Origin of the sequence: Enterococcus sp. DIV0183 (assembly GCF_050541505.1) — a bacterium.
Lineage (GTDB): Bacteria > Bacillota > Bacilli > Lactobacillales > Enterococcaceae > Enterococcus > Enterococcus faecalis.
Window position 1 is genome coordinate 406,340 of record NZ_CP172932.1, and the last position, 15,250, is coordinate 421,589.

16 protein-coding genes are annotated in these 15,250 nt (G+C 37.9%); 12 read left to right on the forward strand and 4 right to left on the reverse strand.

The window, feature by feature from the left end:
* The first annotated feature begins 127 nt into the window (after window positions 1-127).
* On the forward strand, window positions 128-1,096 hold the full coding sequence (locus IGK72_RS02070; protein WP_002355462.1) for a TDT family transporter: 969 nt from the start codon (window positions 128-130) through the stop codon (window positions 1,094-1,096).
* A 22-nt stretch (window positions 1,097-1,118) separates the two neighbouring features.
* Complete coding sequence (locus IGK72_RS02075) at window positions 1,119-2,078, forward strand: GDP-mannose 4,6-dehydratase (RefSeq protein ID WP_023894903.1); 960 nt, start codon at window positions 1,119-1,121, stop codon at window positions 2,076-2,078.
* Window positions 2,079-2,091: 13 nt separating this feature from the next.
* Here the strand turns inward: IGK72_RS02075 and IGK72_RS02080 are convergent, their stop codons facing one another.
* Window positions 2,092-2,439 carry a winged helix-turn-helix transcriptional regulator gene (locus IGK72_RS02080; protein WP_002355464.1) on the reverse strand — a complete coding sequence of 116 codons (348 nt, stop codon included), beginning with the start codon at window positions 2,437-2,439 and terminating at the stop codon, window positions 2,092-2,094.
* Between the two features lie 111 nt (window positions 2,440-2,550).
* Between IGK72_RS02080 and IGK72_RS02085 the strand changes: the two genes are divergently transcribed.
* Window positions 2,551-3,168: a nitroreductase family protein gene (locus IGK72_RS02085; protein WP_002355466.1), complete on the forward strand. Its 618-nt coding sequence runs from the start codon at window positions 2,551-2,553 to the stop codon at window positions 3,166-3,168.
* Between the two features lie 186 nt (window positions 3,169-3,354).
* Window positions 3,355-4,368 (forward strand): lipoate--protein ligase, encoded by a 1,014-nt coding sequence (locus IGK72_RS02090; RefSeq protein ID WP_002389569.1) that lies wholly within the window; start codon window positions 3,355-3,357, stop codon window positions 4,366-4,368.
* 70 nt (window positions 4,369-4,438) lie between these two features.
* Here IGK72_RS02090 and IGK72_RS02095 read toward each other — a convergent pair whose 3' ends face one another.
* On the reverse strand, window positions 4,439-5,293 hold the full coding sequence (locus IGK72_RS02095) for a M48 family metallopeptidase (RefSeq protein ID WP_002382951.1): 855 nt from the start codon (window positions 5,291-5,293) through the stop codon (window positions 4,439-4,441).
* A gap of 182 nt (window positions 5,294-5,475) precedes the next feature.
* Complete coding sequence (locus IGK72_RS02100) at window positions 5,476-5,811, reverse strand: hypothetical protein (protein ID WP_002382952.1); 336 nt, start codon at window positions 5,809-5,811, stop codon at window positions 5,476-5,478.
* Window positions 5,812-5,925: 114 nt separating this feature from the next.
* Between IGK72_RS02100 and IGK72_RS02105 the strand changes: the two genes are divergently transcribed.
* From IGK72_RS02105 to IGK72_RS02140, 8 genes are all read left to right on the forward strand, one after another.
* Window positions 5,926-6,210, forward strand: coding sequence for a hypothetical protein (locus IGK72_RS02105; protein WP_002364844.1), 285 nt, complete (start codon window positions 5,926-5,928; stop codon window positions 6,208-6,210).
* Window positions 6,211-6,214: 4 nt separating this feature from the next.
* The gene (locus tag IGK72_RS02110) at window positions 6,215-7,150 is read left to right on the forward strand and encodes a LacI family DNA-binding transcriptional regulator (protein ID WP_002355472.1); all 936 of its coding nucleotides are present in this window, start codon (window positions 6,215-6,217) and stop codon (window positions 7,148-7,150) included.
* 170 nt (window positions 7,151-7,320) lie between these two features.
* Window positions 7,321-7,917: a nitroreductase family protein gene (locus IGK72_RS02115; protein WP_002355475.1), complete on the forward strand. Its 597-nt coding sequence runs from the start codon at window positions 7,321-7,323 to the stop codon at window positions 7,915-7,917.
* 42 nt (window positions 7,918-7,959) lie between these two features.
* A complete protein-coding gene (locus IGK72_RS02120; RefSeq protein WP_002358647.1) occupies window positions 7,960-8,805 on the forward strand; it encodes a VOC family protein in 846 nt (281 codons plus the stop codon).
* Window positions 8,806-8,935: 130 nt separating this feature from the next.
* Window positions 8,936-9,697 carry a DeoR/GlpR family DNA-binding transcription regulator gene (locus IGK72_RS02125; RefSeq protein WP_002371456.1) on the forward strand — a complete coding sequence of 254 codons (762 nt, stop codon included), beginning with the start codon at window positions 8,936-8,938 and terminating at the stop codon, window positions 9,695-9,697.
* Window positions 9,698-9,709: 12 nt separating this feature from the next.
* A complete protein-coding gene (locus tag IGK72_RS02130) occupies window positions 9,710-11,110 on the forward strand; it encodes a M24 family metallopeptidase (RefSeq protein WP_023894905.1) in 1,401 nt (466 codons plus the stop codon).
* A gap of 87 nt (window positions 11,111-11,197) precedes the next feature.
* Window positions 11,198-11,848, forward strand: a complete 651-nt coding sequence (locus tag IGK72_RS02135; protein ID WP_002355481.1) for a uracil-DNA glycosylase — start codon at window positions 11,198-11,200, stop codon at window positions 11,846-11,848.
* A 174-nt stretch (window positions 11,849-12,022) separates the two neighbouring features.
* On the forward strand, window positions 12,023-13,363 hold the full coding sequence (locus IGK72_RS02140; protein WP_023894906.1) for an MATE family efflux transporter: 1,341 nt from the start codon (window positions 12,023-12,025) through the stop codon (window positions 13,361-13,363).
* A gap of 24 nt (window positions 13,364-13,387) precedes the next feature.
* Here IGK72_RS02140 and IGK72_RS02145 read toward each other — a convergent pair whose 3' ends face one another.
* Window positions 13,388-15,214 (reverse strand): M3 family oligoendopeptidase, encoded by a 1,827-nt coding sequence (locus IGK72_RS02145; RefSeq protein WP_002399760.1) that lies wholly within the window; start codon window positions 15,212-15,214, stop codon window positions 13,388-13,390.
* Window positions 15,215-15,250: the final 36 nt, after the last annotated feature.

Here is a 15,250-nt window from a genome sequence, read left to right on the forward strand (position 1 = left end):
CTATTTACTATCTTAATAGTTGGTATTGCAAATATTTATTTTACAAATATAAATATTTCATTTAGTATAATAACATACTTTTGATTAATATCAATAATAATAAATAAAGACGGAGTGTGACTACATAATGGTAGAAAGTGCGAAAAAATTCTTGCGGAAAGTCCCGATTCCCATTTGCGGACTAATTTTAGGGATGGTTTCTTTGGGGAATTTACTTTATTCCTTGGGATATGCAACAATTGGGACCATTTATTGTGTACTTGGCAGTCTCTTAATGATTTTAGTTATTTTAAAAATTATTTTTACAATGAAACATGCATTAAGCACCTTAGATGATCCAATTATTGCTTCGGTATCACCAACATTTACAATGGCTTTAATGGTTATCTGTGTTTTCTTAGATCGGATATTTACCAATGCTGCTTGGATTAATGTGTTGTGGATTGGCGCAGTGATTTTACATTTTATTTTAATGATTTATTTTGTAGCGGTGCATATTTTTCCAACAAAAATCGAACTGGAACATATTTATCCAAGCTGGTTTATTACGTTTGTCGGCATTGGCGTTATTCCTAATACTTCTCAATTGTTTATCAATGAGTTGGGAAAAATTGTTTTTTGGGTAGCGTTGTTCTTTTATTTACTCTTGTTACCAATTTTAATCAAGAGAATTACGAAGTCGAAAGAAATGCCTGAATCGACCATTCCTTTATTGACGATTATGACAGCGCCAGGTTCGTTATGTTTAGCTGGCTATATTTCAATGGGTGGTCATTTGTATATGCCATTAGTTGTTTTCTTGCTAATTTTATCTCAATGTATTTATGGGATTGTAGTAGTGAATCTATATAAAATTATGCAAGTGACATTCTATCCAAGTTATGCTGCCTTTACATTCCCATTAGTAATTTCTGCGACAGCATTAGTCAAAGTTAAACCTTTATTTGCAGAAAAGGTAGGCCTAACGAGTCTGTTAAATATTTTGTCTACTTTTGAACTTTTATTAGCTGTGGCTATTGTAAGTTATGTGTTCATTCGATATTGCATTTTTTTATTCCAAAGAGAAAATAACACGAAAAAAGTGGAATTAAATTAAAAAAAAGAGAGGAAGCAAAGAGGTGAAGAAACTATTAATTACTGGAGGAGCTGGCTTTATTGGTTCTAATTTGGCTAATTTTTATAGTCAACAGTATCAAGTTTTTGTGATTGATGATTTGTCCATGGGGCGAGTGTCAAATTTGCAACAAACTGAGCAGTTGGTTTTTATTAAAGGAAGTGTGACGGATCAGCAATTATTGGACGAAGTACTTTCAAAGCATTCGTTTGAGTATATCTTTCATCTCGCGGCCGTGGCAAGCGTGGCAAGTTCTGTGGCACAGCCTCTAGAGACCCACGAGGTCAATTTTTTAAGTGTATTGAAAATACTGGAATCAATAAAAAAATATCAAAAAGAGCTCAAACGTTTTGTTTTTGCTTCGTCGGCAGCCGTTTACGGTGCAGAGCCAACGTTGCCTAAAAGAGAAACTTCGGTGATTTGCCCTTTGAGTCCCTATGCTATTGATAAGTTTGCTGCTGAACGTTATGTTCTCAATGAATACCATTTACATGGGGTACCTACAAGCGCAGTTCGCTTCTTTAATGTCTATGGTCCCAATCAAAATCCTTCTTCACCCTATTCTGGTGTCCTGTCCATTTTGATGGATCGTTATATCCAATTAGAGCAAGGGCAAGCGAGCCAATTTCAAATATTTGGAGATGGTCAGCAAACACGTGACTTTATCTACATTGAGGATGTCCTAACTGCATTAAATTTAGTAGCAACCAAAAGTGAAGCGTTGGGACATGTTTATAATGTGGGTACCGAAGTTGCCATTTCTCTTAATCAATTAATTGAAGAAATGAACCAATTAGTGGGACTTTCTTTGCCAGTTTCTTATCAAAAGGAACGAGATGGCGATATAAAATATTCTCTTTCAGATAGTTCTGCTTTGAAAGGCTTAGGTTTTTCGCCCGTTTATTCAATTCAAGAAGGACTTCAAAAATATCTTAAGTTTACCCATAATACCCAAAATAGATAAAAAAAGACGAGACTTATTTGTTAAGTCTCGCCTTTTTTTGTGCAAATGTTTCGCCCCAATGGCAGAGTGAAGAGAGGGCATCGTAAAGAGCATATCCTTCCGGAGTGAGCGTATATTCCACACGAGGGGGCAGTTCGTTAAAGGATTCTCGATGGACTAGGCCATCTTTTTCCATTTCTCTCAAGCGATCTGTCAGGACGCGCTGAGTGATTCCGTCGAGCGCACGCATCAATTCACCGTTGCGCTTGGTTCCTTGGAATAATTCATCCATTAATGATAATTTCCATTTGCCGTTAATGGTGGAAAGGGCTAAGTTGATACTGGTTTGTTTATCAGTTGTCATAGTTTCTCCTTGTGACACGTAATGGTTACTTTTTTCTTCCTAGGTGAATAAAAAGTGCGTACTTTTTTTCTCCATCATAGTGAGTAATAATAACTATGTCAAGTAAGGCAAGAGGAAGGAAGAAGAAATATGATGTATCAAGATGTTGTTCGCAGCCGCCGCTCAGTTCGGGATTTTATGCCAGATGTTGAGATTCCTAAAGAGGAATTAATGGCCATAATTGAGGAAGCGATGTTCGCGCCAAATAGTACCAATTTAAATTCATGGCGTTTTTTAATTGTCACAGAAAAAGAACAAAAAGAGGCCCTTTACGAAGTTTCGATGCAACAACCAGCAGTTAAAGGGGCAGCGGCGGTGATTATTTTATTAGGTGATTTGACTGCTTATACAGTGGCCAATGCAGATGAAATCAGTGCTAAAGCTGTCGCACAAGGAACGATGACGGAAGAAATTCGTCAAGGAATTAATGAAAATGTTTCTTGGTACTATGATGTTAGCGAAGAACAAAAAAGAGAGTGGCTAATGTTAGACCAAGGCTTAGTTGCGATGCAGCTGATGCTTTCTGCAAAAGATCGAGGCTATGATACTGTGGCGATGTCTGGTTTTGAAACAGAAGCTGTTCGCAAGTTATTTAATATTGAGGATCATTTAGTGAACGGACTGATTATTCCGATTGGCAAAGCTCAAACACCCGGCTTTGAAACAGTCCGACGAGATGTTTCAGAAGTAGTAACTTGGTTAGATTAAAAAGCTAAACAGTTCTGTAACTGCTGTTTATTAGATTTTGAGCGTGGAACAAACATCCAAAGTGATTGTTGTCCCACGTTCTTTTTTTGTTGATCATCCTCTTTTGAGAATGGCCAGAGAAGACGTTTAGTGAACCAATTTTGAAAGAAAGTGATACACTAGAAGAAAAAGAAGTGGGGCGACCTTATGCGTTATGTCATAATGCAGTCACGAGATATTCGTGAAAATTTAGCAACGGAAGATTATCTATTAAACACTCTCTCTTTTGAAGAGCCCTTAGTGTTGTTTTATATTCAGGAACCCTGTGTTATTTTAGGCCGAAATCAAAATGCTTATGAAGAAATTGACTTAGCTTATGCTAGAGAGAAGGGAATCGTTATTACTCGCCGTTTATCGGGCGGTGGTGCTGTTTATGATGATCTCGGGAATGTCAGCTTTAGTTTTGTTGTTCAGGAAGGACATCAAGCTTTTGGGGATTTTAAAGCGTTCACTAAACCAATTATTGAAGCATTACATAAAATGGGCGCAACGGGGGCCGAGATTAGCGGTCGCAATGATTTATTAATTGATGGGAAAAAATTTTCTGGCAATGCCATGTATACAAAAAAGGGGAAGATGTATACTCATGGTACCTTGATGTATGATGTTGATTTGGCAGAAGTTCAACGTGTCTTAACTGTTTCTAAGAAAAAAATTGAATCAAAAGGGACAAAATCTGTTCGGGGACGCGTAACCAATTTACGGCCGTACTTAGACGAAAAATATCAACAATTAACCATCGAGGAATTTCGCAATCGTTTACTGATGGAGCTCTTTGATGTCGAATCTCTAACTGAAATTGCGGAGAAAGAATATGTCCTAACCAAAGCAGATCAGCAGGAAATTAGGAAATTGGTCGCTGAAGTGTATGGCAATGAAGCTTGGATTTTTGGTGAAGCGCCTAAATTTACGATCAAAAAAGAAGAAAAGTTTAAAGGCGGCATTGTGGATGCACGTTTGACTGTTGAAAAAGGTAAAATAATTGAGTTAACGATTTATGGTGATTACTTTGCCAAAAAAGAAACAGCGGAAATCGTTGCAGCTTTATTAGGTGTGGACTATCAGTATTCATCAATTTGGCAAGCATTAGCAGCGTTTAACTTTGAAGACTACTTTGTAAATATCACCAAAGAAGAATTTGTTCATTTATTGGTGGATTAATAAACGTGCTGGGACAAAAGTTAAAGAATCTTTTGTCCCAGCACGTTTATTTAATGATGGTTGGCTCTCGCTAGAAAAATTTTCCATGAACATCCCAATTGCCAGTATCTTTGGCTTTTTTCAATGTTTGCATTCGACGGAAGCCAACAGGATGATCGGATAAGAAGTTACTCAATTTAAGCCAGATGGTATCATCATGTAAATCAATACTGTGAAAGTATTCTTCTAAATCCACACGACTGCCCATGTATTTTCCTGAAAATAAATAAATCATGCTTAAAGCACCTTCTTCTGCGTAGTATAAACCTGCGCGATCAGCGGTATATTCTTGCGTTCTTGTAAAACTTTTATCTAACGCAACTGGTTTCAAAATAATGGATAACATTAGTCGCCATAAATTAGTGTGCCCACATTTATGGTGTCCTAGCTCGTGTGCCAAAATAAAGCGAATCAGCGAAAAATCGCCTGTATTGTACGCGATATCCAACAAATCACTGTGAATGACAACATAGCGTCTGTGTAAAGAGCATTTTGCCGCAAAAGCGTTTAAGACACCATTCCCGTTGATTAAATAAAGACGTGGCATCCTTAATTTTTTAGTGCCAAAGCCCATTTCTTTTGCCAAATCAATATACAAGGAATAAATTTCTGGTAACTGATTTTCTGTAATTTCCACTCCGTTAGAAGCAGTATCCATGTACATATAACGAATGGTAAAAAAAGCAATGACTGGCGCAATTGGTGCAATTAAGACAATTAATAACCAGTCAGGAATCGGCAAATCACTCAATATCAATAAAGCAACTAACCCCAATGCGAAAAACAATAAAACAAAACCAATGATAATCATTGGTACTTCAAAACGATAACGTAACTTAGCAACAGAAATTTCTTTCTTTTTTTCCTGCGGTTGACACATAAACATTCCTCCCCAAACATTTCCCAAACACTTTTTCAAATAAAATGACTTATCTGTTACTTCTAATATACCATTGGTTAATCGATAATGACAATGGTGGGAACTTGAATAAAGGTAATTATATCAAGTGATTAATGAAAGGGACTCGTTGTACGCGGGGAATTGGTCTATCTTGATTAAATAAAATTTTAATAATCTAACTGTTTTAGACGTAATAAAGTAGTTTCTGGAGTTAATTTTTTAATAACATACAAACGCAAAATCGCATGTTCAATTTTTTGTTCTTCTGGCGATAGCTCCGAATTTATATAGGATAACTTCTCGATTAAATAGGTTAAAAATGAGCCAGCACCTTGGCTGCCCACTAAAAAGCCGATTTCTTCCGTTTCGGTTAATTGTTGTTTTTTTAAGTGGTAAATTTCTTGTGCAAGTGCCCCCGAGATAATGATTTCATCTGTTTGCTTGTTCAAATTTGTTAGTAAGTCGCTTTTTGTTGCTACTGTAACAGTTTCCATTGCACTCATCCTTTGCTTTTATATGATACATCTAGTATAACATGGTCTCACTTTTTTTATTTTTCCTCTTGCTCTGGTACGCGTTTCATAAGGTAAGCTATGTGTATCAAAATATTGGAGGGCATGAAAATGAATGTTATAGTGGAGATAAGCGATAGACTTGGTATGGATTACTATTTTGTCTCGGTGACTACGACGGCCAAAAGTCTGCAGTTAAATAGTCCCAAAAAATACTATAAGATTTGGCATCAAGAAATTCCGTACCATCAGATAACGGAGTGGCACTTGACACAGCAGGAGGATATTCAGGAAATTTCTTTTGCTTGGCAGGAGACCTTTTATCGTTTTGTTGATTACGGGACAGGGATTGTGCCTTATTTAACTCAATTTTGTAAAGTAATGGGGTGAAAGTATGACAACAATTCGAGAAATTGCGCGCCTTTCAGGATCTTCAGTCACGACTGTTTCGCGTGTGATTAATCATCATCCGTATGTTTCTGAAGAAAAACGACTGAAAATCCAAGCAATTATCGATGAGTTGGGCTATAAGCCCAATATATTAGCGAGAAATCTTAGCTTTGGGAAAAGTAATACATTAGGTGTCATGGTTCCTTATACGAATCAACCTTATTTTGATGCTATTTTAAGTGGGATTATCCACCAAGCATTTCAGCAAGGGATGATGGTCAGTTTGTTACCAACGGATTATGATAAAGAAGTTGAAAAAAGTTACTTGGAAAAAATGGCCACGGGTGCGTTTGATGGCATGATTGTTTTGTCAAAGGCAAATCCTTTAAGTGTGTTTGCTCCGTATAAAGAGCAAGTTGTTTTTTGTGAAAAAATAGAAGACCCTAGTTATGCTAGTATCTATATCGATCGTTTAACCGTTTATCGGCGGGTTTTCCAAGCGTTGAAACAACAAGGATGTAGTGAAGTGGCAATTACGATTAACCGTGCACCAGAAAAAAGTACAAGCGCACGCTATTTAGTTGACGCATATCAGGAAATTTATGGAGTGATTCCTGAAAATCGGTTATTTAAGGACTGTTTAACCTATGAAGATGGGTGTGAAGTAGGACGACACTGTGGGCAAGATCCAACGCTCCAAGCGGTTGTGACCAACGGTGATGAAATTGCCGCAGGGATTCAAGCCGTTATTGAAAGACCACTCTTTTTAGTGGGACAGGAACAAACTTTATTAAGTGAAATTTTAAATTTTTCAACAATCTGTCATCCATTAATGGAATTAGGGGAAAAAGCCACACATTTATTTCAAGAAAAACGGCCGAAAACGATTCAATTGACTTCTACATTTATTAATCGACAACCAGATTTTTCTTTTTCTTAGAAAAAAGCTGGTTGTTTTTTCTTTGGTAGAATAAGGTTTTTCACTAAAAAATAAAAAAACTTACAAAAAGTAAGACAAAAAGCTTTACTTACTTTTAGTAAGGTAGTATAGTAAGCATGTAAACAAAATTAAATGAATTTACTGAGGAAATTCGAAAGGATGAACATATTATGTCAAAATTTACTGAAATGATGAAAAACCGTCGTTCAATCTATGCTTTAGGAGAAAACTTACCAATTTCAAAAGAAGAAGTAACTGCTTTAGTAAAAGAAGTTGTTAGAGAAAGTCCAACAGCTTTTAACTCTCAAACACAACGTGTTGTGTTCTTATTCGGCGATGCTCACAAAAAATTATGGGCAATGACTGAAGACGCCTTAAAACCATTAACTCCAGCAGAAGCATTTCCAAACACACAAGCTAAATTACAAGGTTTTGCAGCTGGTGCGGGCACAATTTTATTCTTTGAAGATACAGATATCGTGAAAAACTTACAAGATAGCTTCCCATTATATGCGGATAACTTCCCTGTTTGGTCTGAACAAGCAACTGGTTTAACACAAGCGAACGTTTGGACTGCCTTAGCGCAAGAAAATATCGGCGCAAACCTACAACACTACAATCCAGTTATTGACGAAGCGGTTGCTGCAGAATGGTCAATTCCTGCAAACTGGAATTTACGTGCACAAATGGTCATTGGTTCCATTGAAGCGCCAGCTGGCGAAAAAGAATACATGGAAGATAGTGCTCGTTTTAAAGAATTCAACTAAATCATTGCTTTAGTAAAACGAAGAGGAAAGGAGTGAAAGCAAATGGTTCAAGCATTACCAAGTAATATTGGGATTCAACAAGTCACTTTGAAAGTGGCTGATTTAGATAAAATGGTAAACTTTTATACGAAAACAATTGGCTTAAAACTTTTAAAACAAGGAGAGGGACGTGCTTGGCTAGCGCCACAAGGCACCAACGATGCAATTCTTGTCTTAAAAGAACTAACAGCTGGGGAAGAAAATCAGGGTACCACTGGCTTGTACCATATTGCTTTCCTGCTACCAACCCGCAAAGATTTAGGCAATATGTTGCTGTGGCTTTTGCAGGAAAATGTGCAAATTGGCGCAGCAGATCATGGCTATAGTGAAGCCCTTTACTTAAGTGATCCAGAAAATAATGGCATCGAAATTTATTGGGATAAACCAGAAGAAGTCTGGGATATTCGTCCAAATGGTGAAATTATCGGTGTGACAGAAGAATTAGACGGTGATAGTTTAGCTGCAGAAGCTGACGGTCACTGGCTAGGAATTTCCGAAGGTTCTAAAATTGGGCACATTCATTTGAAAGTGGCCGATTTAGATGCCACTGAAACGTTCTATAAAAACTTAGGGTTTGGCTTAAAGTCTAACTTTGGTCAACAAGCGAAGTTTTTTGCAGCGGGTCAGTACCATCATCATATTGGGACAAATACATGGAGCGGCAAACAGCTGCCAACGATTCAAGAAAATCAATTTGGCTTAGAAAATTACACCTTCCGTTTACCAACTGCGGCAGATTTAGAGATAGTCCAAGCCAATGCGGAAGAAGCAAAGTTACATTTTATTGCCAAAGATCATTTACTTGCGTTAGAAGATCCTAGCGGCATGATTATTCAATTTACCTATTAAAACCACTCTCAAACTAGCCCTTCGTTAGAAAATGAAGGACTAGTTTTTTTGTCTTTTTTTTGCATTGTTTTGCATTTATTTGCAAAATGATGCAAAAGGTGCTATCTTTACTTAGAAGAGGTGAGGAAGCATGTTGATTGAAGAACGTTTAGCCAAGATTCAAAAAATAGTGAATGAACAAAAAAGTATTTCCATGGAAGCGTTAGCGGAGCAAGTCTCCGTTTCAAAAGATACTATTCGGCGAGATTTAATTCGTTTAGAAAAGGAAGGACATTTAAAGAGAACGCACGGTGGCGCTATCTCAGTGCAGTCTGAAGCAACTATTTACGATTATGCTCAACGAATAGTGAAGCATCCAGAGAAAAAACAAGCCATTGCCCAAAAAGTTTGGGCAAATATTCCCAAACAAGCGTCCATTTTTTTTGATTCATCAACCACGGTGGAAGCAGCTATTCGAGCGATGGAAAATAGTCCGATTCACGCGATAACGAACTCTCTCAGTCATGCGCTACTTCTAGCGCAAATGGATCAGACAAAAATTACAGTATTACCTGGGCAACTGCATAAACAACAACTCTTTTTGTTTGGGGCAGAAACAGTCGCTAAGGTTGGGGAATTTGCCCCCGACTATACATTATTAGGTGTGTTTGCGTTATCTGAACAAGGATTATTTATTCACACAGAAGAAGAAGGTCAAGTCAAGCGGCGAATGATTCAACAAGGCAAACAAGTCATTGCCTTAGCAGACCAAACGAAATTAAACAAAACGGGTTTATTTAAAATTTGCGAATTAACAGAAATTGATTGTTTAGTGACAGATACACGACCTGATGAAAAATTCTGTGAGCAGTTAGCGCAAGCAGGCGTAACGTTGATTGTCGCAGATGAATAATGGAGGATAATAATGAAGCGAAAAATTAATTATACACATATTGCTGAACCTACTGTTTTTGAGAATGTTTTTCCAATGTATTTGACGAATGAAACGATGATGGCGCGCAAGCAGAAAGTATTACAACGAATGGAAACAGAAAAATTCGATCAATTGGTCTTCTATGCAGACAAAGAGCATGGCAGTAATTTTGAATACTTAACTGGCTTTATTCCGAGGTTTGAAGAAGGACTTCTTGTGTTAAATAAGGATGGTGCGGCGACACTTATTTTAGGTAATGAAAATTTAAAACTGTGCCAACATGCCCGCATCTCAGCCGATTTAATTCATTATCCAGCTTTTTCACTACCTAATCAACCAATGGCTGGGGAACAAAAGTTGTCGCAGATTTTTGAAACGCTTCTCGATGAAACTGCTCAAAAAATAGGTATCGTTGGGTGGAAAATGTTTACGACACAACAGCAAGAACCTGCTACTATGTTTGATGTGCCACATTTTATTGTCGAAGCACTGAAAAAAGCGCTGCCGAAAGAAGCTCGTTTACTAAATGGGACCCACTTATTGATTGGAGCAAAGGGGGCTCGCGCAACAAATAATGCTAACGAATTGGCGCACTATGAATATGGGGCGAATTTGGCTTCTCGCAGTATGTTAAAGGCCTTAAATGCAATTGAAATAGGACAGCGTGAAACGGACATTGGGGCTTTGTTAAATGATGAAGGTCAAACGCCGACGGTAGTAACCATTGCGGCAACTGGTCAACGTTTTGAATATGCAAACATGTATCCGACTGCCAAAGAAATTCAGTTAGGTGATGCCTTATCATTAACTACAGGCTACAAAGGCGGCTTGTCTAGCCGAACAGGTTTTGTTATTGAAAACGAGCAGCAATTGCCAGAAGCGCAACGTGATTATTTAGAGCGCGTAGCAAAACCCTATTTTCAAGCTGTCGTTCACTGGCTTGAAACCATTCGAATCGGACTGTTAGGGCGAGAAATGTACCAAGCGATTGAAGAACAGTTACCAAAAGAAATCTATCACTGGCATTTGAATCCTGGGCATTTAGTTTCGGATGATGAATGGATGTCGTCGCCTATTTATCCAGATTCAGCCATTCGCTTGGAAAGTGGCATGCTCTTTCAAGTGGATATTATTCCTTCTGTACCTGGTTATACAGGGGTGAGTGCAGAAGAATGTGTGGCTTTGGCTGATGAAACACTGCAAAAAGAGATTCAGCAAACTTATCCAGACATGTGGCAACGGATTGCGACACGCAAAGCCTATTTAAAGGAGACATTAAAGATCGATTTACCATCGGAGGTTTTACCAATGTCTAATTTAGTTGGTTACTTACGGCCTTTTTATCTAGCTAAAGACAAAGCTTTGTGTGTAGAAAAACCAGCTCCTAAATGAGTAGGTCCCTTTTTTTGAGTTTCTTTTGGGTCCTATTTATAATCAATATAGCGAAGGAAGAACACCAGAAGAGAGGCGTGATGGTAAATGCACTATCCTGAACATCTGAAAAAAGCAGTTTTAGCTAAAGCGAAAGACTTACCATTAGAAGGTTTTGTGGAAGGGCAAGGCCCGCAACAGCCAAAAGTGATGCTGATTGGGGAAGCCCCTGGAAAAGAAGAAATTAAAGAAAACGTACCATTTATAGGGCGTTCAGGTCAATTGTTGATGGAACAATTACAACAAGTTGGCTTAAGTCGTGAAACGGTGTATATCACCAGTGCGGTTAGGAGTCGACCTTTTTCTGTGAAAACGAAGCAGATTGCAAAAACGGGAGAAAGAGTAACCAAATTTCCTAATCGAACGCCAACCAAAGAAGAAATCAAAATTTTTGCGCCATTGCTTGATTGGGAAATCGCTGTTTGCCAACCTGAACTAATTTTGACACTGGGGAATATTGGGTTGCAACGACTTTTAGGACCAAAGCCAACAATCACTGCAGTGCACGGAACGGTCATTCAGTCGCCCATTCAAACATTTGATGAGCAATCACAAAACTATCATTGGACGCAGAAAACCTATCAAATCATTCCACTCTTCCATCCAGCGGCTGTCTTTTATAATTATCGTTTAAAAGAAGTCGTGAAAGAAGATTGGCAAGTGGTTCAAAAACAACTGCAACTGCTTAAGAAAGTTTAAAATGAGAAAAATAGAAGGATGGTTGTTTTTTCGAAGAGAGAATGCTACCCTAGAAGTATCAATAAATAGACAGATTATTTAATCGCTGGGTTGAATAATTGAAGGATTCTGATTTTTGCGTAAGCCTTGAAGCAAAAAGAATGAGTCCTTTTTTTGTTAGAAGGAGATTTGGGTATGGAGCAAACACAGCAAAACCATTTTACTGCGTTGTTTTATAAAAATGTTCTGTTAGGAATTTTAAGTATGGCGGCGCAATCAATTTTTATTTTGGCGGACACATTTTTCATTGCAAATGGGATCGGCACCGAGGCGTTGGCGGGGCTTAACATTGTCTTACCACTCGTTAATATTATTAATGGATTAGGTTGGATGTTTGGCGTTGGCGGCGCTACGTTGTTTTCGACCACGGTTGCGCAAAAAGAAATCAAAAAAGCCAATCAGTATTTTAGTTTAACGATTGGGTTAGTTTTCGTTATAGGGAGTCTCTTTACTTTAGTGAGCTTGATTTTTTCCGATCAAATTATTCGGGGACTTCAGGGGACCGGTGTCTTGTTTGGTTTGGCAAAGGAATATTATATGATTTACCTTAGCTGTTCATTATTATTTATTTTAAACAATTGCCTGATTACTTTTTTAAGAAATGACCATAATCCTCGTTTGGCAACGATTGCTTTTGTCAGTGGGGGAATTGTCAATATTATTTTGGATTATGTCTTTATTTATCAATTTGGGTGGGGCATGGCAGGTGCGGCCATTGCAACGGTGATGTCACCTTTAACAAGCTTAATCCTGATTACGTTGCATAAGTGGTCGCCGCAACGAGTTTTACGTTTTGAAAAGTTTAAAGTGAAATTTCAGGATGTTCGAGAAATTATGTCGATTGGTTTTTCTTCCTTTTTAAATGAATTTTCTTCGGCCTTTGTCATGTTTTTATTTAATATTGTTTTGTTAAACTTAGTTGGTCATGTGGCGATTTCAGCTTATGCGATTGTTGCCAACCTCAATATTATTGTGATTGCCATTTTTACAGGGATTGGGCAAGGGGCGCAACCATTACTCAGCCGATACTATGGTTTAGGGGAAACGAAGGTGTTGCGTAAATTTGTTAAACTTAGCTTTATTACGTACTTGGTTGCCGGCTTCCTGTTTTTTTTAATCAGTCAAGTGTTTACAGGACAAATTATTGAGGTCTTTAATAGCGAAGGGAACGACCAGTTGGCGCAAATTGCTAGGACAGCCATCCGCTTATATGCGATTTCCTTCTTGTTTACAGGGTTGAATTTTATGGGGATTTATTACTTTTCGGCAGTTCGTAAACCGAAAATGGCGCTAATGATTTCCTCTTTGCGTGGATTCTTTTTAATTGTGCCAGTTTTATTTATTTTGGTGAAATTACTAGGATTAACCGGTGTTTGGTTAGCCATGCCCGTAGTTGAATTTGTTACGTTTGGACTAATGCTTGTGGGCTACCTTGCGTATCGAAACTATTTGAAAAAAAGAGAAGTAGTAACCTGATGTTGGTTACTGCTTCTTTTTTGCTTAGTTTACATAGTTTTCAGTTAAAGTCATGAATTGTTCCACATCTTTTAGGACTTGATCAATGCCGGCTTGCCAGAAATCAGGTTTTGTTAAGTCAACATTTAAATGTTTTTTCGCTAATTCTTCGCTTGTCATCGAAGCAGTGTCTCTTAATAACGCAATGTATTGGTCTTCAAAAGAACTGCCTTGTTGATTGGCATACGCATAGATACCCATGCTGAATAGATAGCCAAAAGTATATGGGAAATTATAGAAAGGCACATCATCAATAAAGAAGTGCAATTTGCTCGCCCAGAAATGAGGATGATAACTGCCAAGACTATCTTTGTAGCTTTCTTTTTGCGCCGCTAACATTAATTCAGTAATATCTTCTTCCGCTACTAAACCTTTTTGGCGCGCTTGATAAAAATTATTTTCAAAGATAAAACGCGCATGAATGTTCATAAACATAGCAATGGCATTTTGCATTTTTGTGTCTAAAAGGTTAATCTTTTCAACGTCTGATTTGGCCTCTTTTAAGGTGGCGTCAGCAACAATCAATTCTGCAAAGGTACTAGCTGTTTCTGCTACGTTCATGGCATACTCTCGGTTCAATGAAGGTAAATCCCACATCACGCTACTATGGAAAGCGTGACCTAATTCATGGGCTAAAGTAGCTACTTCGTTGATTGAATTGCCAAAGGTCATGAAAATCCGCGACTCTTGTGTTTCAGGTAATTCTGTACAATACCCCCCAGGACGTTTGCCTGGACGATCTTCAGCTTCAATCCAACTTTTTTCAAAAGCCATTTGGGCAAAATCGGCCATTTTCGGACTGAATTTACGGAAATTTTCTAAAATAAAGGCAGCGGCTTGATCAAAGGAATACGTTTTTTCTTCTAAATCACCTAAAATAATTGGTGCATCTTGGTCTTGCCAATCCATTTTTTCTTTGCCGAATAATTGCGCTTTGCGCGTTAGAAAGTCGACGAATGGTTGTTTATTTTTTTGGATGGTTTCCCACATAACCGTTAATGTTTCTTGACTCATTCGATTATAGTTTAAGGGATTTTCTAAATAATCTGTAGTGCCATGCAATTTGTAATCAGATAAACGGAACCCATCCAAGTGATTTAGGGTGTCTGCTAAAATTGAAGCTTTGCCACTCCAAGCTTTCTCCCAGGCTGTAAACAAACGTTGACGAACCTCTTTGTCAGGATCTCCCATCATGCGGTTAAAGGCTTGGCCTGCAGATAGTTCTGTCACAGAGCCATCTTTTTCTTCAAAAGGAATCACGATGGAAGCAACAATCGTATCGTAATGTGTACTCCAAGCATTTAACCCATCTAGAGAAAGCGTATTGATGATATTTTCTTCTTGTTCGGAAAGCAGTTTTTTTCCATCACGGCGTAATTCATTTAAGCGAAAAGCCATTGTTTTGAACGGTTCTTCGGCTAACAGGGCTTGCCAATGTTCTGCTGAAATCTCGGTGATTTTTTTAGTAAAAATGGTTTCAGCTAATTGAATCGCTGGCAACAGATTGTATAAATCGCCTGATAAAATTTTGGCCTTGGTATCATTAGTATTAGCAGAAATTAAAGCAGTTAAAAAACTATTACATTGTGAAAAGCCATTTGAGATTTTCCCTTGTAACGTTAAGATTTCAGCAAATTGTTCTTTGCCTTGGGCACTTTCTGGTGTCCATTCTGTGATTAATTGATGGTACTCTTTTGTCTGTTCGGTTAATTGAGTCATTCGTTGGCTAAGTTCTTTGGACTCGCTCCCATTGGGGAAAATACTGTCTAAATCCCATGTAATAGAATAGGTCATATCCAATCCTTCTTTCATTTTTTTCTTTTCAGTATATCATAAGACCTAAGAGAA